A 17,918-nucleotide genomic window follows, 5' to 3' on the forward strand; every position below is an offset into this window, starting at 1 on the left:
CAACGGCGAGCGCGCCCGCAGGAACACCTGCGAACGTGTTGTGCTCAGCCGTCAGGAACATGCGTCGATCATGACAGGGTTAAAGATCCGTTGTCACGTGGTTTTCCGCGAGCCTGATCAGGGCACGCGCGGCCGGGCTGTGCGGTCCTGACGTGCGCCAGGCGAACGACAGCCGGCTGTGCGGAGAGGGATCGGTGATCCGCACGGCGTGCAGCCCGTCGATCATCGACAACGCCAGGATCGCCGGACCGAGGCCGCGCTGCGCCAGCGTGATCACCATCGGCGGTGCGGACGCCTCCAGGGCGATCCGCGGTTGCCGCCCACCGCAGGCCGCGTCCAGCGCCCCGCGCAACCCGGTCCCCGGCGGCAGGCAGATCAACCCGCGCGTCAACAGTTCGTCCAGCGAGACGGATTCCCTGCCGTACCAAGGATCTCCAGCGGCAACCGCGGCCACCAAAGGCTCGTCCGCCAGCACTCGCACCGAAAGCCCGTCGGGAACCGCACCGGCGTACCCGACCAGGGCGAAGTCCAGCTGACCGTCCACAAGGGACGAGATCAGCGCGTCGGAGTTGGCCTCCACCAACGTGATCTCCACGTCGGGATGCAGGGAGTGGAACGACGACAGCAGCTCCGGCAGGTCCATGATCCCGCACGACACGACCATCCCGACGCGCACGACACCGCGCACCAGCCCGGCCATCTCCTCGACGGTCCGCCGCGCCGACTCCACCGACAGCAGAGCCGCTCGCGCCAGCGGCAGCACGGCGGCCCCGACGTCGGTCAGCGTCACGGTGCGCCCCGACCGGTCGAGCAGGTCATGCCCGAGCTCCCGTTCCAGCCGTCGGATCTGCGCGCTCACCCCGGGCTGCGCGACGTGCACCCGTTCCGCGGCTCGCGTGAACGACGCCTCCTCCGCGACCGCGACGAAGTATTCAAGCTGCCGAAGCTCCATAACCAACGATTATAGACATGAGCACAATTAGATCTTGGACTTATAACCGCAGCGCAACCATGCTGAGTACATGCAGAAATTCCTTCCCGGCGACACCGGCTACGACGACGAACGCAGCGGATTCCAGACCGGACTCCGCCACGAACCCCAGGTGATCTTCGCCGTGGAGAACGCCCAGGACGTCGAGGAGGCCGTCCGCTACGCCGAAGATCACGGCCTCGAGTACGTCGTCCAGGCCACCGGTCACGGCCTCACCACGACGACCACCGGCGTCCTGATCTCCACCAAGCGCATGAACAAGGTCGAGATCGACCCGCGCACGAAGACCGCGAGGGTCGAAGCGGGCGCGGTCTGGCAGCAGGTCATCGAGGCAGCCGCACCCCACGGCCTCGCCCCGCTCAGCGGCGACGCGAGCGACGTCGGCGTCATCGGCTACACCCTCGGCGGCGGCTACGGCGTGCTGGCCAGGGAGTTCGGGTTCGCGAGCGACCGCGTCCGGGGGACCGAGAAGGTCGGCGACGTCATCACCGCGCTGGAGTTCGAGCTGCTGGAGATCGACCAGGTCCACGCGGGCGAGATGTACTTCGACGCCGAGCACGCGGCGCAGGTCTTCGAGGCCTTCCACAAGTGGGACCTTCCGGCCCACGTCACGCCGTCGCTCACCACCATCTCGTTCCCGGACATCCCGGTCTTCCCCGCACCGCTGCGTGGCCGCGACGTCGTCCGCCTGACCTTCGCGAGCACCAGGCCGTTCGAGATCGACCACCTCCGCGTGGCCCCGACGCTCATCGAGGAGTTCGGCCTCAGGCACTTCGCGGAAGCCGCCGGAAAGCCACTCCCGCCGCACACCTACCAGGGCGACAACGTGCTGCTGAACGACCTGCCGCTCGACGCCCTGCACCGAGTTCGCGAGAAGGCGGCCAACTCGGACGTGCCGATCTTCCTCGGCCTCATCCCGCTCGGCGGCGCGCTCACCGGGGAGGTCACCCACGTCATCAAGCTGATCTCACCGCGGCTCGGCGTCGAGAAGCAGCACGCCGAGGTGCTGGACGAGGTTAGGCCGTTTGCCATCGGCAGCGCGCGGAACTTCCGGTACGCCGTAGGCTGACCCACATGACCCGAGTGGTTCTCGTGGAGGACCACGACATGGTCGCCGAGGCGATCGGACTGGCCCTGGAACGCGCGGGGATCGAGGTGGTCGCCCGCGCGACCACCGTCGCGACCGCGCTCGCGGACACCCGCCGCGAGGCGCCCGACGTCGTCCTCCTCGACCGCAGGCTGCCCGACGGCGACGGCACCTCGCTCATCCCCGAGCTCGTGAAGAACGGCGCGAAGGTGCTGGTGCTGACCGGTGAGGCCACCGCCTCGGTCGCCGCGCGCGTCGCCGAGGCGGGCGGAGCGGGGCTGATCCTGAAGTCGGCGCGGCTCGACGAGCTGGTCGGCGCGGTCCGCAAGGTCGCGGACGGCGAGGTGGTGTTCGACCCGAAGCTGCTCGCGGGCGTGCTCGACCGGCTGAGCGGCAGGATCAAGGTCGCCGGCGCCACGCTCACCGCACGCGAACAGGAGACGTTGCTGCTGCTCGCGGACGGTGCCGGTACCGAGCTGATCTCGGCGCGGCTCGGCGTCGCCCGCAACACCGCGCGCAACCACGTGCAGCGCGTGCTCGACAAGCTCGGCGCGAGCTCGATGCTGGAGGCGGTGTCGATCGCCCGCCGCGAAGGACTGCTCGACTGATGCAGCTGCACTAGACGGGCTGGGTTGCGTGCGTCTGCCCGTTCAGGCGCTGCTGGTGCACTGTGCTCTGGTGGCCACTAGTTCGCTCACCGAGGCTGTGTTCTCCCTGCCTGAGGATGACCAGCGCGGTGGTGTGGCGCTCGCTCGCGCCTTCGCCCGTCGAGCGGCGCTCATCTGCGGCTTCCGTGGCAACCACGACGACGTCGTACTGGTCGTCAACGAGCTCACGACCAACGCCGTCTGCCATGGTGGCGGCCCCCCGATCGTGCGCATCTTCGGTGACCTCGGCCGCGTGCTGGTCGAGGTCGTCGACTACGACGCCACCCACCCCGAGCTGCGCGCCGGCGGCTGGGGGCTCAAGCTCGTCGCTCAGCTCAGCAAGAGCTGGGGCGTGACAGAACGTGCTGGTCAGAAGGTCGTCTGGTGTGAGTTGACGGCGTAGCCGCCATGATGAGGCCGTGCAACCGGACGCCTGGCGTGAAAGCGACCTCTTCCGGCTGCTCGTGCTCGGCGTACGCGACTACGGGATCTTCATGCTCGATCCCGGCGGTCACATCGTGAGCTGGAACGCGGGCGCCGAGCGCATCAAGGGGTGGTCCGCCGAGGAGATCATCGGGCGGCACTTCTCGACGTTCTACCCACCGGAGGACGTCCGCTCCGGCAAACCCGAATGGGAGCTGCGGGTCGCGAAGGCCGAGGGCGCGCTCGAGGACGAGGGCTGGCGGGTGCGCAAGGACGGCACCCGGTTCTGGGCGAACGTGATCATCACGGCGCTCTACGGCGACGACGGCGAGTTGCGCGGGTTCGGCAAGGTCACGCGGGACATGACCGAACGGCGGCGGGCCGAGCAGCAGCTCACCGACCGTCGCCGGCTGCTCGCACATCTCGTTGAGGCGCAAGAGCGGGAACGCCAGCGCATCGCGTGGGACGTCCACGACGACACGATCCAGGCCATGGTCGCCGTCGACATGCGGCTGCAGCTGCTCGCCCGCAAGCTGCCGGTCGAGCACCGTGCCGCCGTGGAGCAGCTCGACGGCGCGGTCCGCTCGTCCATCAGCCGGCTGCGCAACCTGGTGTTCCGCGTCCGCCCTCCCGGCATCGAGCGGCAGGGGCTGCGCGACTCGCTGGCCGCCTACCTCGCCGACACCGCGATGGTGGCGAAGATCGAGTACTCGCTGGACCGCGAGCCCGGTGACGACGCGGCCATCACGATCTTCCGCATCTGCCAGGAGGCGCTGACCAACGTCCGCAAGCACGCGCGCGCGTCCGCCGTCGTCGTCTCACTGTCCACAGTGGATCGCGGGTTCCTGGTGCGGGTGGTCGACGACGGTGTCGGGATTTCCGATCTCGACCCGAACTCCGGGCACTTCGGCCTGATCGAGATGAGGGAACGCGCGGAGGGTTCTGGCGGCTGGTGCACCGTGTCGGCCGGGCCGGGCGGTGGCACGGTGGTCGAGTTCTGGCTGCCGGACGTGCGCCCGTGATCCTCCGCATCCTGATCGCCGACGACGATCCGCTGATCCGAGACGTGCTGCGCGACGTGCTCGACGACGAGCCGGACATGGAGGTCGTCGCGGTCGCCTCGGACGCCCGCGAGGCCGCTGAACTGGCCGAACGCCACGCTCCCGCGGTGGTCGTGCTCGATGTCCGGATGCCCAGTGGCGGGGGTGCACGCGCTGCGACGGACATACTGCAGCGCGCGCCCGGCACGCGCATTCTCGCGTTCTCCGCCTACACCGATCCCGGAGCCGTCGACGAGATGCGTCGCGCGGGAGTGACCGTCTACCTGGCAAAAGGCGTCCGGAACACCGAGCTGGTCGCCGCGGTCCGGCAACTGGGTGTGCAATAAGTTGCACACAGCAAGAGGTTGTGGTGTGGAAGCAACAGCCGTAACGTCGGAGGTACAACCGGGTTCAGCAGAGTGCTCGGACCGGTTTTCTATGTGCTTCGGCCACCGGGGAGTGCTGGTGAACGAAGATCAGTTCAGGGAGTCACCGCTGCTCACGGTGCGTGCCACAGATGTCGCCGGAGTGGTGGTCGTCGCGGTTGCGGGCGAAATCGACGTCGACACGGCCGATGTCGTGCTGGACGCCTTGCGGCTCGGCTTCGAGTCGGGTTGTCCCGCGGTCGTGGCGGATCTCACCGCCGTCAGCTTCTTCGGTTCGACCGGAATCTCCACGTTGATCACGGCGCACGAGCTCGCCGACGAGTACTCGACGAAACTTCACGTCGTGGCACCACATCGCGCCGTCAGGAGACCCTTGCAGGTCACGGGCGTCGCAGATGTGTTGTCGCTGCACGATTCCGTTGACGAGGCGTTGTCCGAGCTGAAACCGGTGCCCAGCGAGTAGGCACCGGTTTCCACGCTCTCATCCGGCGAGGTCGACCAGTTTCGGCACGACCTCGTCCGGGTGCGGCATCGCGGCGATCTCCGTGGCCACGGTGTCGGCGGCCACGTGCACCTCGGTGTCCTGCAACAGTTTCCGGGCTGCCTCGTGCACCGCGTCCGAGGTGAACTGCTCGCCGACGAGCTGCTGGCCGAGCCTGGCGTCCGCGACCATCGCGGCGTTGCGGAACTGGTCGGCCCCCTGCGGCACCACCAGCTGCGGCAGTCCGTGCGCCATCCCGGCCACCGTGGTCCCCGCGCCGCCGTGGTGCACGAGGAGATCCGCGTGCGCGAGCAGATCCGCCTGAGGCACCCACTGCAGCACGTGCACGTTGCCCGGCACCTCGCCGAGCGCGGACGGTTCGACCTCAGGCCCGGTCGCGACCAGCACCTCGGCGTCCAGTCGCGACAGTCCGGCGACCGCGGTTCGCAACAGGTCCGCACTGGCGAACGCCGTGCCGAACGTCAGGTACAGCAGCGGTCGCGCGTGTTCAGTCACCCAGTCGGGTAATTCGCCTGGTTCCGCGAACGGAATGGGACGCATCGGAATGCGTTCGACGTTCGCGAGATACGTCAAATCCTGCATTGACGGCGGGAAGACGTCGAGATAGGGCAATCCGAGTCCGTAATGCTGCCCATCGGGCACGGTGATACCGAGCTCGGCGACGTACTCCAGGAAGAGGTCGCTCATGGCTTCCGGGACCAGCGTCTCGTCCATCTTGCCGAAGCCGTGGCACACGGCCGGAATGCCGGCACGCATCGCGGCGAGGCCGGCGCCGGGGTTGATGATCTCGAAGACCACCAGGTCGGGCTTGTCGCGCTCCAGCGCCGGTTCGAGATCGGTCAGGTAGGCCCTGGGCAGCACGGACCCGAAGGCGTCCACCGCGGTCTGCCGGAGCATCTCCCGCCGGAACTCCGGCGTGCCGTGCAGTTCGTTGGCCTGGCGGAACGCGTCCCAGATGCTCAGGCCCGCGTCGACGACCGTGAAACCCAGCTTTTCCACGGTCGGGTGAAAACCGGAGTCGATGGCGTAGAGGACGTCATGTCCCTGCTCGCGGGCGGCGATCGCGAGCGGGAGTAACGGGTACGTATGTCCGTGCGAGCCTAAGCTCGAGAAGAGAATGCGCACCCGCTCCACAATAGGTGCTTCTTATTTCAGTGGTGTGAGTTCTTCCCACATCGCCGCGACCTCGGACGGTGCCGGCATGGAGGCGATCTCGTCCCGCACCTCTGACGCGGCCCGTTGCAGCTTCGAGTCCTCGATGAGCCGGGTGAGCAGGTCCGCCGTGACTTCTTTCGGCTGTGCGCGGAGCCCGGCGCCGCGTGCGGTGATCGCGGTCGCGTGGACCGTCCGGTCACCCGGCCCGGGCTCGACCAGCTGCGGCACACCGGCTGCGAGCGCGCTGAGGAGCGTTCCCGCGCCACCGTGGTGCACGATGCCGTCGCAGAACGGCAGGACGCGCGGGATCGGCACCCAGCCGACCGTCCTGACGTTGTCCGGCAGGCCTTCCGTGCGCCCCGGCCGCACGAGCACGAACTCGGCGTCGACGTGCTCGGCCGCTCTGGTGACCGCCGCCATCATCCTGCCCGAGCCAGGACCGGGCGCGGTGCTGCGGCTGACGAGGATGCGCGGCTTGCCCGCGGGTTCCGCGAGCCACTGCGGCACCTCACCGTCACCGCTGTAGGCGACGAACCTCATCAGCTCGCCGCCGGGGAACACCGCGAGGCTCTTCGGCGACGTGCGCAGAACCGTTGCGGGAGAACGCACTTCGGCCTTCATCCGCGCGCCGACGGCCCTGGTCAGCTCCAGTCCGTCGAACAGCGAAACGTCGTGGACGACCGAAGGCACGTTCAGCGCGGATCCGGCGGCGGCCAGCGGCTCGTGCACCACGACGTCCGGCTTCCACTTCGCGGCAAGCGCTTGCAGCGGTTCGGTCATCGCGTCGCCGACCGTGCCGAACATCCGCGACACGAAGTCCAGCCTGCCGCTGCCCTGCATTTCCCTCTTGGCCACCAACGGATGCGTGACCATGATGCGCAACGCGATCGGTCCGAACCGGACGTTCGCCGGGACGACGTCCTCGACGTGCAGGCCGGAGTCGCGAACCCGCAGCGCCTCGTCGCCGGTCGCGACCACGACGTCGTGTCCCGCGTCGCGCAGGGCCAGCGCCAACGGCATCAACGGGAAGACGTGACCGAGCAACGGTGCGGCAACCACGAGAACACGCATAGAGCCAGGTTAACCGCAGGTTCTGTGCGGTCGACCACCTCTGCATCACCGACGTGGACTGAGCTAGGGCTCCACCAGCCGTCGCACGGCGTCCTGCACGGCCTGCCTCCGCACCACGTGATCGGGACTGTCGGCCGGAGCGTCGGACCACATCGACGCGATGGCCAGCACCAGCACCAGAACCTGCTCGGCCGAGAACCGCGCCGACACCAGCCCGTCCGCCTGCGCCCGTCGAATGGCCTCGATCTCGCCGGACCGCCTGACCGGTCCCGGCCGTTCCAGCCGGTGCCAGGTCGCGAGCCGCGCGAACTCCGGGTGCTCGTACTGCCGGTCGTACAACCGGGCCGCGTACCCCGGCAGGTCGGCGGCGTCGAAGGGCACGAACGCCGCGTCCACCACCTCGGACTGCACGGCGTCGAACAGCTCTTCCTTGCCGCCGTAGTAGTTGTAGGCGAGGCCCGCCGAACACCCGGCGATGCGTGCGATGCGTTCCATCCGCGCGCCGCCGATCCCGTAGGCCGCGAACTCGACGAACGCGGCGTCCAGCAACCGGCGGCGGGTCTGCTCCCGGTCGCGCCTGGCCATGCCGATCAGGCTAGTGCCGTGGCCGCCACCCTTCGCCGCGTCTTCCGGCGCTCAGCAGGGCACCTCGCGGTACCGGCCCCACGCCCCCCGTACAACCAGTACGGCGACGTGGGGCCGGTACCGCGATGCACCCGTCTGACCGCCGAAATACGGGGCAAAGGCCGACGGCCACGGCACTGCGAAGGGCCGCACCCATGAAGAGTGCGGCCCGTTCGTTCATTCAGTTCACTTGGCCATGTCGAACCAGTTGAAGCCCTCGACCATCTGGCGGGTGGTGTCGCTGACGTAGCGCGGGCCGGTGAGCTCCCAGCGCGTCACCGTGCGGTAGGTGCCCGGCTGCAGCGACTCGTCCTCGCGGGTGTTCTCGTCGTCCTTGACCGGCACGTACTCGTTCAGGACCTTCTTGGTCAGCGTGACGTCGAGCGACTCGTAGGCGGACTGCGTGTAGAGGTAGTCGCCTTGGCCGCTGTCCAGCGCGCGGCCCGGGTCGGCCAGCTTCAACGACACGGTGTTGCCGTTGAACGAGCCCGTCGCGGACACGACCGTGACGATGTGGCCACCGCTGCGCTGCAACGAACCGGCCGTGGGGCCCGCCTTGTAGCGGCCGTACACGAGCTGCAGCGGGCCCTCGTTGAGCTTCTTGGCGAGGTCGCCTGCGAAGTCGGGGTTCTCGTTGGTGCTGACGACACCGCGGGTGGTGGTCCAGCCGGCGTCACGGGCAGGCTTGGTGGCGATGTCCCACGCGGTGCGCAGGTTGGTGAGGTTGGTGCCGCCGTTGTACTTCGAGTCGACGCCGATGCGCCAGATCGAGTTGGTGATGACGCTGTAGTCGTCCTGGTCCTTGGGGTCGAGGTTGCCGACCTTGGTGGTCAGCCAGCCGACCGGGGCGCCCTTCTCGTGGCCCCAGTAGTGCAGGACGTTGTAGAGCGACGTCGGGCCGCAGTAGGCGTTGCCGTCGTTCTCGAGGCCGGCGCGGAACTGGTCCACATCGCTGACGCCGCACTTCTTGACGTTGAACTGCGGGCCCACCAGGTCGGAGGCGCCGACGCACGGCGGCGGGGTGCCGATGACGTCCGCGGAGGCCAGCGGAGCGAAGGCGGTGGCGAGGGTGGCGGTGGCAGCGGCGGCGATCAGAGCGTTGCGGATCATTTCGGTTTCCCCTTTGAGTTCTCGTGTTCCCCTGCGGTGACACAAGATTCGCCGAGGTGAACCCCCAAAGGCATGAGGGGTGATCCCTCAACCTCGAAGCGCGAAAGTTGGGTGTATCAGAGACACCCCCACGTCGCTCCGTCTCAGGCGAGGACTCGGGAAAGGTCCCTGCGACCTGCGATTCCGAGCTTCGTGTAGATCCGGCCGAGGTGGTTCTCGACCGTCTTCGGAGTCACGAACAGCTCCTGCGCGATCTCCCGGTTCGCCCGGCCCGCTGCGGCCAGGTCGGCCACCCTGCGCTCGGACGCCGTCAGTGCCTCGGCACCCAGCACGATCTGCCTGCGCGGCCGGTCACCGAGCGCCTCCAACGCCTCGATCGCCCGCGTTCGCAGCACGGTGGAGCCGCACTCGCCCGCGAGGTCGATGGCCCGGTGCAACGGCTCCCGCGCGTCCGACCGGCGTCGTGCCACGCGCAGCGCCTCGCCGAGGTCGACCAGCGACCGGGCGCGCTCCAGGCGTGACGGTGAGCGCTCCAGCGTGGCCACGGACTCGGTCAGCAGCTCCAGCCGTGAGTCCGCGCAGGTGTGCGCGAGCAGGCGCAGAGCCGCGCCGACCTCGGTCGCGGCACCCCACTTCCGCGCGACGCCGAGCTGCTCGGAGGCCAGCTCCGCGGCGGGTTCGCCGATCTGCAGCAACGCCCGGACGGCCACGCCGCGCCACGGGATCGTCGGCGGATCCACCTGTACCGCGGCCATCGCGTCGCGCTGCCGGTACGCCTCCTCCAGGGCTCGTGGCGCGTCGTTGCGAGCCAGGGCGATCAGGCCCCGGACCTCGTGCAGCCAGATCGTGGGCATCATCGGGGGCGTGTCGGCGAGGTCGAACGCGTCCATCACGGCCTGGGCCGCGGCGACGTCACCGCGTTCGAGTGCCGCGTAGGCCGCGAAGTGCGTCGAGGTGGCCCGCAGCCCGATCACCTGCGACACCGGGTCCTCCTGGGCGATGGCGGCGAGCGCGCCCTCCGCCTCGGCCTCGACGACCTGCATGTTTCCGCAGCGCCAGTTCAGGAACTGCGAGGCGTTGGTGACCATCGCGAACTCGACCGGCGACCCGTGCGCCCGCACCTTGAGCCGCGCCCGTTCGATCTCGCGCCGTGCGACGTCCACGCCGTCCGCGGCCATGAGCGCGAGCAACGCCACGAGCCACGCCACCATCGCGTCCGTGCTGCCCGTCGCGTCGTCGAGATACGCGCCGTTGGCCAGCGCCCGCGTGGCGGTGGCCGCCACCTCGTCGTGGGGCCACACCTCGTAGCGCCCCATCTGCGCGAGGAGGCCGAGCAACGTGCGTTCGTCCGGCGTGCTGCCCGCGAGGTGCGAGTAGGCGCTGAGGTGCGCCGACGCGGTCTGGCGCTGGTCGGGCAGGAACGACCGGAACACCGCCAGCCGTGCCTCCAGGTGCAGCCGCGACTCGCCGTCCGGCCTGGCCGCGATGGCCTCGGTCAGCTCCTCGATGGCCGCTACCGGGCCTTGCAGTACCGCTGTCGCCGACGCCGCTGCCGCCACCAGTTCCGCGTCGGGGAGCCCTGCCGCCGCGGCTTTCAGATGGTGGTGCGCCTTCACCGCGTCGCCGGTGCGCAGCAGCGCCCGTCCGAGCTCGGCTCTCAGCGCGGGGTCGTTCGGGCGTTCGCTCACGGCCCGGTGGAGGTGGGTGGCGGCGGTCTGCGGGTCGCCGGCGGCCATCAGTTGCGACGCGGCCTTGCGCAGTACGTCGGCGGCGTTCGGGAGCGTCCCCTTAGGAGCGTGGACGAGGTGCGCGGCCACCCTGTCGGCGGGTGCGTGCGTCTCCCACAACGCTTTCGCGGCCCGCGCGTGGAGCGAGGCGCGCGCGATCGGTCCGAGGCCGGTCAACACCGCCTCACGCACAACGGGATGCACGAACTCCAGGTACTCACCGGTGACGATCACGTTCGCGGCTGTGAGCGCCTCGACCGCCTTGGGCAGGTCGTCGACGTCCGCGAGAGTCGCGGCCTGCCACGGATCGGCGTGCGACCCGAGGACGGCGATGGCACCCGCGAGCGCCACGGCGTCGGCGGGCAGCCGGCCGAGCGTGGCGCGGAAGACGGTGCTGGGCCCGAGCCCGCTGATCCTGGCGGCCGTGTCCGCGTCGCGCAGGGGCAGCCCGAGTGCCTTGAGCTCGTCGACCAGCACCTGGATGAGGAACGGGTTGCCGCCGCTCGCCGCGTGCAGGGCCTCGACGACCTCGGGATGGCCCCCGACCAGCTCCCCGAGGGCCTCGGAGGTGAGCGGGCGCGGCAGCAACCGGTCCGCGGACAGGCTGAGCTGGGCGAGCGGCCCGGCGTTGTCCGCGGGTGACCGTGTCGCGACGACCAGCGCGATCGGCAGGTCCGCGATCCGGCGTGACAGGTAGACGAGGAACTGCAGCGACGACAGGTCCGCCCAGTGCGCGTCGTCGACCGTGATCAGCAGCGGGCGGGTGGTGGAGAGGTCCACCGCCACCCACCACAACGAGTGCAGCGTCCGCGCCAGTTCGGCCTCGCTCGGGTCCAGCGCCGCGTCGTCGAGTGCCTTCAGCGCCGCCCCGGACGGCCCGGCCAGGATCTTCTCCCGGATCTCGCCCGAGTACCGCGACACCGACCGCTCGACCATCTGCCGGACGACGCCCCACACCATGGCGCTCTCCAGGGCGTCGCCCACAGCCTGCAGACGGCCGAAACCACGCTGTTTGGCCAGCTCGCGGCACTCGTGGACGAGGCGGGTCTTGCCGATGCCCGCACGACCCTCGATGACGACGACACGACCCTCACCACGGGTGGCTGCGTCGAGAGCTTCACGTATGTGCGCGATCTCGGAGTCACGTTCAAGTGGTTCGCGCACGAATTGATCGTAGCGGCCATTCGCTCGGCTACATGGAGGTCATCGACACCGCATCCGGGCGACTTGATGCTCCATTGGTGTGAACGTCAGTTCACGCACCCGGCCTGGGTCGCCGCCTTGCCGCCGAACTGGTCCTCGACGAACTGCTTCGCCTGCGCCGGGTCCGGTGCGAACCCGGACACGCCGCCGCGCTGGACCACGTCGCCGACGGGCAACGTCGCCGTGCGGATCTTCACCGGCCCCTGGAACCGCGCCGCGAAGCCGAGCAGGTCCCAGCCCTGATCGGTCTCGATCGTCCCGCTCACCGCACGGGCGAGCGCCGCCGCGTTGTCCTTGGTGATCTTCGCGGCAAGTCCGGTGAGGAACGCCTGATGCCGCTTGGTCCGGTCGGCGTCGCCGTCCGGCAGGCCGTGCCGTTGCCGCAGGAACGCCAGCGCCTGGTCGCCCGAGATCGTCTGCTTCCCCGCAGGAAGGTCCGCGCCGCTGTTCTTGTCCTTCGTCGCCGCGTTCAGGCACACCTCCACCCCGCCCACGGCGGTGGCGATCCGGCCGAACTCGGACATCTTGATCGCCGCGAAGTGATCGACCCTCGCCCCGGTCAGGTGCTGGACCTCGTCGGTCAGTGCCCGCGGGCCCCCGCGGTAGAGGCCGTTGATCTTGTCGCGGGTCGATCCCAGGTAGATGTCACGCGGCAGCGAGATGACCGCGACAGACCCGTCCGCCTCGAAGCGCGCGAGCACGAGCGCATCGGTGTCGTTCACGTCGTCGGTGCCGATGAGCAGCACGTTCTCGGCCGCTGGAGACGGGAGGGTCGCCGGCGTGGCATCGGTCTTGTGCACGGCCGTCTGGACGACGACGGTCGCTGCTGCTGCGGCCACGGTCAGCGTCGCCACGCCGATGATCATGCCGAGCGGCCTGCGGGCCTTCTTGCGCTTGTGCAGCTCGGCCAGCACGGTCCGGGAGTCGACGCGCTCCTCGGCCTCAGCGGCGATGGCCTGGCGGATCAGGTCGTTCATGAGTGCACCCCCAGAGTGGCGGACCGGGCGATTTCGTGGGCGCGCAACGTCTGCAGCGCGCGAGAGAGTTGGCTGCGCACGGTGGATTCCCCGCAGCCCAGCACCTGTGCGATCTCCGCGTCGGAGCAGTCCTCGTAGAACCGCATCACCAACGCCGCACGTTGCTTGCGCGGCAACACGGCGATCCGCGCGCGCATGGCATCCCGTTCGGCGTGCGCGTCGGCCGGGTCGGCCACGGACGGCACGCGCTGGGCGAGCTCGCTCCGTTCGACCGCGATCTCCCGTGCGGCCTTGCGGTGCCGCCACGACAGGTAGTCGTTGGTCACCATGCGCTTCACGTAGAGATAGGGAGCGTCCATCGCTCCGATGCGCTCCCACTTGTTCTGCGCCCGCATGAGCACGTTCTGCACGATGTCCTGCGCAAGATGCTTGTCGCAGGTGATCGCGGTGGCATACCTGAGCAGCCGGTCGAGCCGTTCAGCGACGAACTGGTCGAACCCCACGCCGCCCCCTTCGTGTCCATGGTCTCTGACGGCTTGGGAAACCCCCTCGGCCCCGCCATCCGCTGCATCAGGTTTTGTGGTCCGGACCACAGATGTCTCGGTTCGGACGGATTTCGGCGTGAAGCCTTTTCACGTTCACGTCCATCCGTGAGCCTGCACCCATGCGCATCATCCCTGCACTCGCGCTGTTGTCGCTGCTGCTCGTCCCTGTCGACGCGCAGGCGGCACCCAACGGCTCGTACTACCTGCAAAGCGCCGTGACCGGCCAGAACGCCGCCGTCTCCGGCTCATCCGTGGTCCAGCACCGCCCCAAGGGCAACGAGGACCGCCAGCAGTTCACCTGGAACGGCAGCACGCTCTCCGAGGGCGGCCAGTGCCTCGGCCGCTCCGGCGACGCCGCCCAGATGGTCAGTTGCTCGAGCGCGGACGCCCAGTGGGTCGCCACCCTCGACGACCAGGACCGCTACCGCCTCAAGGACCCCGGTTCCGCGCGCTACCTGATCGCGTCCGGCACCGACCAGGTCCGCGTGGGCACCGGCAACGACACGTGGTTCCTCACCCCGGTCACCCCTGTCCGCGCCCAGCCCCAGAACGACCCGCGCCTGGACGAGATGACCTTCCTGACCGCCCACAACGCCTACGCGAACGGCGTCGACGGCGGCTTCACCTTCGGCAACATCGCCCCGAACCAGTCCCGCGGCATCGTGCAACAGCTGAACGACGGCGTCCGCGGCTTCATGCTCGACATCCACCAGACGTCCGACGGCGCGATCCTCTGCCACAACAGCTGCACCCTCGTCAGCAAACCAGTCGCCCTCGGTGTCGACCTCCAGCGCATCGTCGACTTCCTGAAGTCACGCCCCACCGAGATCGTCACCGTGTTCCTCGAGGACTACGTGGACGCCAACACCCTGCGTTCCTCTCTCGCGTCCGTGAACGGCCTCAACGACGTGCTGTACCGAGCCGAGGGTGTGCGCGATAACGGCTGGCCGACGTTGTCCCAGATGAGGGCCAACGGCAAACGGCTGCTCATCTTCACCGACCACGGCAAGGACGGCCGCGACGACAGCGGCGTCCTCTACCAGCGCGACTGGACCGTCGAGAACTACTGGTCCATGGGCTCGGGCACCGGCACGTCCGACTGGTCCTGCTACTCCCGCTGGAGCGAGAAGCCGCTCACCGCAACGGAAGCGAACTTCCGCCCGCTGTTCGTCATGAACCACTTCCGCGACGTCCCGATGGAAGGCACCGTCTCGACCGACAACTCCAAGGCCGCCGACCGTGCCCGCCGCTTCTGCGAGCCGGCGGCCCGCAAGACCCCGAACTACCTGGCCGTCGACTTCTACCAGCTGAACACGCCGCAGCTCCCGTCCGAACGCCACCCGTCCGGCACCGGATCCGTCGCACTGGCAGCGGCATCGACCCTGTGCCTGGACAACAACGCCGGCGGCACCACCAACGGCAACCCCGTCCAGATCTGGACGTGCAACAACTCCTACGCCCAGAAGTGGCGCGTCGTCGCCGACGGCACCATCGCCATCGCCGGCAAGTGCCTCGACGTGAACGGCAGCGGCACCACCAACGGCACGATCGTCCAGCTGTGGGAGTGCAACGGCACCGGCGCGCAGCAGTGGCGCGTCAGGTCCGACGGTTCCGTGCAGAACCCGCAGTCGGGACTGTGCCTGGACGACCCCGGCGCGTCGACGACCCCGGGCACGCGGCTGAACATCTGGTCCTGCAACGGTTCCGCGGCCCAGTCCTGGCGGTTCCTCTAAGCCTTGCGGGCCAGTCCGACGTAGACGTCCTCCGGGCCACCTTCTCCGGCCGGGCCGAGTTCCGGGTGCCACGACGGCGCCGGCACGACGCCCGGCTGGAGGACCTCCATGCCCGCGAACATCGGCTCGAACTCCGACAGGGCGCGGAAGTACATCGGGTCGCGGCTGTTCTTCATGGCCTCGACGACCGCGCCCATCTCGGCGGGCTTGAAGTCCGCGGTCAGGTGCGACAGGGCGAACAGGCTGCCGGCCGGCATGGCGTCGCGGTAGCGGGCCACGACCTCGGCCGGGCCCTTCGCGTCCGAGACGAAGTGCAGCACGGCGACCATGAGCAGGCCGACGGGCTTGGAGAAGTCGATCAGGTCCTTGACGACCGGGTCGGAGAGGACGTCCTCCGGCCTGCACATGTCGGCCTGGACGACGCCCGCGTTGTCGTTGCCCTCCAGGATGAGCTGGCTGTGGGAGACCGCGACCTCGTCGTAGTCCACGTAGACCACGCGCGCGTCGGGGTTCTCGGCCTGCACGATCTCGTGGACGTTGCCGACGGTCGGGATGCCCGAGCCGAGGTCGAGGAACTGGGTGATGCCCTGCTCCATCATCAGCAGGACGGCGCGGCGCATGAACGAGCGGTTCGACGAGGCGATGGCGCGGCCTTCGCGCAGGACCTGCAGCACCTTCTCGCCGACCATGCGGTCCGAGGCGAAGTTGTGGCCACCTCCCAGCAGGAAGTCGTAGACGCGCGCGGCGCTCGGCACGTCCGTGTTGATTCCTGCGGGCACCCACGAGAAAGGCTCGGCCATGGCGCAGAACCTACCTGTTTGCCCGCAAGCGTGTATCGGCCCGGATCGGGTGAAGATGTCAGGGACAGCGCGCGAAACGGGCCGAGATCTGCTCTACCAGCGCGGACGCTCCGGCCGCCCGTGCCTCGTGGTCCAGCCAGCGCAGGTGGTCGTCGGCGCGCGCTGAACGCAGGTTGCCCGCCGCTGCCACGGCTTGCGCGGCGAATTCGCCGGCAGCGGCCGCCTTGCCGAGCGCGAGATGGTTGCGGGCCAACGCCGTCAGCGCCAGCACGTGGTCACGGACGCGGTCAGAGCCATACGTGCCAACCAATGTCGTGAGCGACGCGATCGCCTGGGAGGGATCGGACAGGTCCCGCCGGTCGGCCCACGAGTTGTGCGCCGCCACGAAACCGAGCTGGAACGCCTTCAAAGCGTCGTCGGGTGCGTTGTGGTGCAGGAACATCCGGCCCGCACAGGTCAGCACCGAGGCGATCAGCGACTCGTCCTCCGCTTGCCTGGCCAGCGTCAACGCGCGCGTGAAGTGCGGCAGCGCGACGCCCGGCATCCCGCTGTCGAACGCGGTGCAGCCGGCCAGTTCGTGCACCTCCGCGACGGCCGTCCACATCGCCGCGTCACCGACCACGATGAACGGCTCGACACGGGCGAGGTGCTCCAACACCGAGGTGTGGCAGACGATTCCGCCGTACCGCTGGTCCAGCGTCCGCAACGCCGACGTCCGCGCCCGCACGTCGGCCGGGTCGAGAGATCCGACCGGCACGGAACCGGGCAGCCAGTCGAGCGTCGGCGCACCGACGGTGATCCGAGCCGCGTGTTCCAGGAAGTCCTGCCGCACAGCGACATCCGTCCGCACCAACGATGCGTCGAACCCGTCGGCCAGAGCAACTTCGTACCAGCGCTGAGCTTCCGCAGGTGAGCCGAGTGCGAACAGCACCTGCGCAAGGCGCACCGAGGCGTCACCGAGGCCTTGGTCGGCGGCGACGCGGAAGTACCTGGCGGCCTCGTGCAGGTTCCCGGCCCGTTCCGCCGCCTCTCCCGCGCGGTAGAGCCGTTCGACCGCCTCGTCCAGCTCGAACTCGCGCAGCAGCCGCTCAGTCATTCCGAACCTCCGAGAATCCGTCGCAGCTCGTCGCGGCCACGAGAGAGATGCGTCCGCACGGTCGACTCACTGACCATCAGCACCGACGCGATCTCGCTGACCGGGTAGCCGAGCAGGTGGTGCAACGCCACGACCTCGCGATGCCGAGGGGTGAGCTCGCGCAGGGCCGAGTGCACCGCCTCCACCTCGTGGACCTGCTCCACAACGTCCACGACGGCGAGCAGCGGAGTCTCGTGCTGTTGCCGCTGCTGCCACCGTCGCATCAGCCTGATGGCGACCTTCAGCACCCACGCCTCGGGCTTGTCGTACGCGTGGATGTCGTGCCAACGGTGCCGTGCGATCACCAACGCATCCTGTGCGACGTCCTCCACGACGCGCGTGTCTCCGGTCAACGCGGTCAGCGTCCTGGTCAGCACGGGCAGGCAGGTGCGGAAGAACTCGGCGAAGCCCTGATCCGGCTCCGGTGTGCTCAACGGCCTTCCCTTCAGCGTCCGCTCGGGTCGTTCACCGCCCGCAGGCGACCTTCACCGGTAACAGGCGCTGAAACCAGGAAAGGCTGAGTCCGACATGCATGTTCACCCGTTCAGCCTCATTGGCCGTGTAGTCAAGCTGTGACATCCACACACACGAATGACCCGGTAGAGCGAACATCCCTTGTGGACAGTGGCACGCTGCAACGATCGGATCTAAACCCGATTCCACGGAAGGAAAAGCGATTCACCCGAATTGGGAACAACGCTCTACGGAACGCAGCGGGCAACCGTCATCAAGCGGCCAAACTCGCGAGGCAAGTTCACCGGA

The 17,918-nt window shown here is 69.0% G+C and carries 18 protein-coding genes; 7 read left to right on the forward strand and 11 right to left on the reverse strand.

Features of this window, described 5'->3' with window-relative positions:
* Window positions 1-79: 79 nt before the first annotated feature.
* Window positions 80-952, reverse strand: a complete 873-nt coding sequence (locus ABZ345_RS25440; protein WP_359853454.1) for a LysR substrate-binding domain-containing protein — start codon at window positions 950-952, stop codon at window positions 80-82.
* A gap of 70 nt (window positions 953-1,022) precedes the next feature.
* On the opposite strand from ABZ345_RS25440, the gene ABZ345_RS25445 reads away from it, so the two are divergent.
* The 6 genes from ABZ345_RS25445 to ABZ345_RS25470 all read left to right on the forward strand — a co-directional run bounded on the left by ABZ345_RS25445 (window position 1,023) and on the right by ABZ345_RS25470 (window position 5,037).
* Window positions 1,023-2,060, forward strand: coding sequence for an FAD-dependent oxidoreductase (locus ABZ345_RS25445; RefSeq protein ID WP_359853457.1), 1,038 nt, complete (start codon window positions 1,023-1,025; stop codon window positions 2,058-2,060).
* A 5-nt stretch (window positions 2,061-2,065) separates the two neighbouring features.
* Complete coding sequence (locus ABZ345_RS25450) at window positions 2,066-2,686, forward strand: response regulator transcription factor (protein ID WP_359853460.1); 621 nt, start codon at window positions 2,066-2,068, stop codon at window positions 2,684-2,686.
* Window positions 2,687-2,714: 28 nt separating this feature from the next.
* Entirely contained in the window at window positions 2,715-3,128 is a 414-nt protein-coding gene (locus ABZ345_RS25455) for an ATP-binding protein (RefSeq protein WP_359853463.1), read from the forward strand.
* Between the two features lie 16 nt (window positions 3,129-3,144).
* Entirely contained in the window at window positions 3,145-4,170 is a 1,026-nt protein-coding gene (locus tag ABZ345_RS25460; protein ID WP_359853466.1) for a PAS domain-containing sensor histidine kinase, read from the forward strand.
* Window positions 4,167-4,535 carry a response regulator transcription factor gene (locus ABZ345_RS25465; RefSeq protein WP_359853469.1) on the forward strand — a complete coding sequence of 123 codons (369 nt, stop codon included), beginning with the start codon at window positions 4,167-4,169 and terminating at the stop codon, window positions 4,533-4,535. The genes ABZ345_RS25460 and ABZ345_RS25465 overlap by 4 nt, the downstream gene beginning before the upstream one ends.
* Window positions 4,536-4,653: 118 nt before the next feature.
* Window positions 4,654-5,037 (forward strand): STAS domain-containing protein, encoded by a 384-nt coding sequence (locus tag ABZ345_RS25470; protein ID WP_359853472.1) that lies wholly within the window; start codon window positions 4,654-4,656, stop codon window positions 5,035-5,037.
* Between the two features lie 18 nt (window positions 5,038-5,055).
* Here the strand turns inward: ABZ345_RS25470 and ABZ345_RS25475 are convergent, their stop codons facing one another.
* The 7 genes from ABZ345_RS25475 to ABZ345_RS25505 all read right to left on the reverse strand — a co-directional run bounded on the left by ABZ345_RS25475 (window position 5,056) and on the right by ABZ345_RS25505 (window position 13,446).
* Window positions 5,056-6,201 carry a glycosyltransferase gene (locus ABZ345_RS25475; protein WP_359853475.1) on the reverse strand — a complete coding sequence of 382 codons (1,146 nt, stop codon included), beginning with the start codon at window positions 6,199-6,201 and terminating at the stop codon, window positions 5,056-5,058.
* A 21-nt stretch (window positions 6,202-6,222) separates the two neighbouring features.
* The gene (locus ABZ345_RS25480) at window positions 6,223-7,302 is read right to left on the reverse strand and encodes a nucleotide disphospho-sugar-binding domain-containing protein (protein WP_359853477.1); all 1,080 of its coding nucleotides are present in this window, start codon (window positions 7,300-7,302) and stop codon (window positions 6,223-6,225) included.
* 63 nt (window positions 7,303-7,365) lie between these two features.
* On the reverse strand, window positions 7,366-7,887 hold the full coding sequence (locus ABZ345_RS25485; protein ID WP_359853480.1) for a TetR family transcriptional regulator: 522 nt from the start codon (window positions 7,885-7,887) through the stop codon (window positions 7,366-7,368).
* Between the two features lie 225 nt (window positions 7,888-8,112).
* Complete coding sequence (locus ABZ345_RS25490; RefSeq protein WP_359853483.1) at window positions 8,113-9,036, reverse strand: hypothetical protein; 924 nt, start codon at window positions 9,034-9,036, stop codon at window positions 8,113-8,115.
* 143 nt (window positions 9,037-9,179) lie between these two features.
* Window positions 9,180-11,927 carry an AAA family ATPase gene (locus tag ABZ345_RS25495; protein WP_359853484.1) on the reverse strand — a complete coding sequence of 916 codons (2,748 nt, stop codon included), beginning with the start codon at window positions 11,925-11,927 and terminating at the stop codon, window positions 9,180-9,182.
* An 86-nt stretch (window positions 11,928-12,013) separates the two neighbouring features.
* The gene (locus ABZ345_RS25500; protein ID WP_359853487.1) at window positions 12,014-12,943 is read right to left on the reverse strand and encodes an LCP family protein; all 930 of its coding nucleotides are present in this window, start codon (window positions 12,941-12,943) and stop codon (window positions 12,014-12,016) included.
* The gene (locus ABZ345_RS25505) at window positions 12,940-13,446 is read right to left on the reverse strand and encodes a SigE family RNA polymerase sigma factor (RefSeq protein WP_359853490.1); all 507 of its coding nucleotides are present in this window, start codon (window positions 13,444-13,446) and stop codon (window positions 12,940-12,942) included. Before ABZ345_RS25505 ends, ABZ345_RS25500 begins: the two co-directional genes overlap by 4 nt.
* A 161-nt stretch (window positions 13,447-13,607) precedes the next feature.
* Here ABZ345_RS25505 and ABZ345_RS25510 point away from each other — a divergent pair, with 161 nt between their 5' ends.
* Complete coding sequence (locus ABZ345_RS25510; RefSeq protein ID WP_359853493.1) at window positions 13,608-15,221, forward strand: ricin-type beta-trefoil lectin domain protein; 1,614 nt, start codon at window positions 13,608-13,610, stop codon at window positions 15,219-15,221.
* On the opposite strand, the gene ABZ345_RS25515 is transcribed toward ABZ345_RS25510, so the two are convergent.
* Genes ABZ345_RS25515 through ABZ345_RS25525 form a run of 3 tightly spaced genes read right to left on the reverse strand, consistent with a single transcriptional unit; the run spans window position 15,218 to window position 17,590 of the window.
* Window positions 15,218-16,021 (reverse strand): SAM-dependent methyltransferase, encoded by an 804-nt coding sequence (locus ABZ345_RS25515; RefSeq protein ID WP_359853496.1) that lies wholly within the window; start codon window positions 16,019-16,021, stop codon window positions 15,218-15,220. The two genes, ABZ345_RS25510 and ABZ345_RS25515, sit on opposite strands and share 4 nt — an antisense overlap.
* A gap of 58 nt (window positions 16,022-16,079) precedes the next feature.
* Window positions 16,080-17,117 carry a hypothetical protein gene (locus ABZ345_RS25520; RefSeq protein ID WP_359853499.1) on the reverse strand — a complete coding sequence of 346 codons (1,038 nt, stop codon included), beginning with the start codon at window positions 17,115-17,117 and terminating at the stop codon, window positions 16,080-16,082.
* Window positions 17,114-17,590 (reverse strand): sigma-70 family RNA polymerase sigma factor, encoded by a 477-nt coding sequence (locus tag ABZ345_RS25525; RefSeq protein ID WP_359853502.1) that lies wholly within the window; start codon window positions 17,588-17,590, stop codon window positions 17,114-17,116. The genes ABZ345_RS25520 and ABZ345_RS25525 overlap by 4 nt, the downstream gene beginning before the upstream one ends.
* Window positions 17,591-17,918: the final 328 nt, after the last annotated feature.

It is taken from the genome of Lentzea sp. NPDC005914 (assembly GCF_040629405.1).
Taxonomy (GTDB): Bacteria; Actinomycetota; Actinomycetes; order Mycobacteriales; family Pseudonocardiaceae; genus Lentzea.

What these genes read in the sequence shown, in the direction of transcription:
- ABZ345_RS25440 (WP_359853454.1), bottom strand. Translation starts at nt 952, where the DNA reads ATGGAGCTTCGGCAGCTTGAATACTTCGTCGCGGTCGCGGAGGAGGCG.
- ABZ345_RS25445 (WP_359853457.1), top strand. Translation starts at nt 1,023, where the DNA reads ATGCAGAAATTCCTTCCCGGCGACACCGGCTACGACGACGAACGCAGC.
- ABZ345_RS25450 (WP_359853460.1), top strand. Translation starts at nt 2,066, where the DNA reads ATGACCCGAGTGGTTCTCGTGGAGGACCACGACATGGTCGCCGAGGCG.
- ABZ345_RS25480 (WP_359853477.1), bottom strand. Translation starts at nt 7,302, where the DNA reads ATGCGTGTTCTCGTGGTTGCCGCACCGTTGCTCGGTCACGTCTTCCCG.
- ABZ345_RS25485 (WP_359853480.1), bottom strand. Translation starts at nt 7,887, where the DNA reads ATGGCCAGGCGCGACCGGGAGCAGACCCGCCGCCGGTTGCTGGACGCC.
- ABZ345_RS25490 (WP_359853483.1), bottom strand. Translation starts at nt 9,036, where the DNA reads ATGATCCGCAACGCTCTGATCGCCGCCGCTGCCACCGCCACCCTCGCC.
- ABZ345_RS25500 (WP_359853487.1), bottom strand. Translation starts at nt 12,943, where the DNA reads ATGAACGACCTGATCCGCCAGGCCATCGCCGCTGAGGCCGAGGAGCGC.
- ABZ345_RS25510 (WP_359853493.1), top strand. Translation starts at nt 13,608, where the DNA reads ATGCGCATCATCCCTGCACTCGCGCTGTTGTCGCTGCTGCTCGTCCCT.
- ABZ345_RS25515 (WP_359853496.1), bottom strand. Translation starts at nt 16,021, where the DNA reads ATGGCCGAGCCTTTCTCGTGGGTGCCCGCAGGAATCAACACGGACGTG.
- ABZ345_RS25520 (WP_359853499.1), bottom strand. Translation starts at nt 17,117, where the DNA reads ATGACTGAGCGGCTGCTGCGCGAGTTCGAGCTGGACGAGGCGGTCGAA.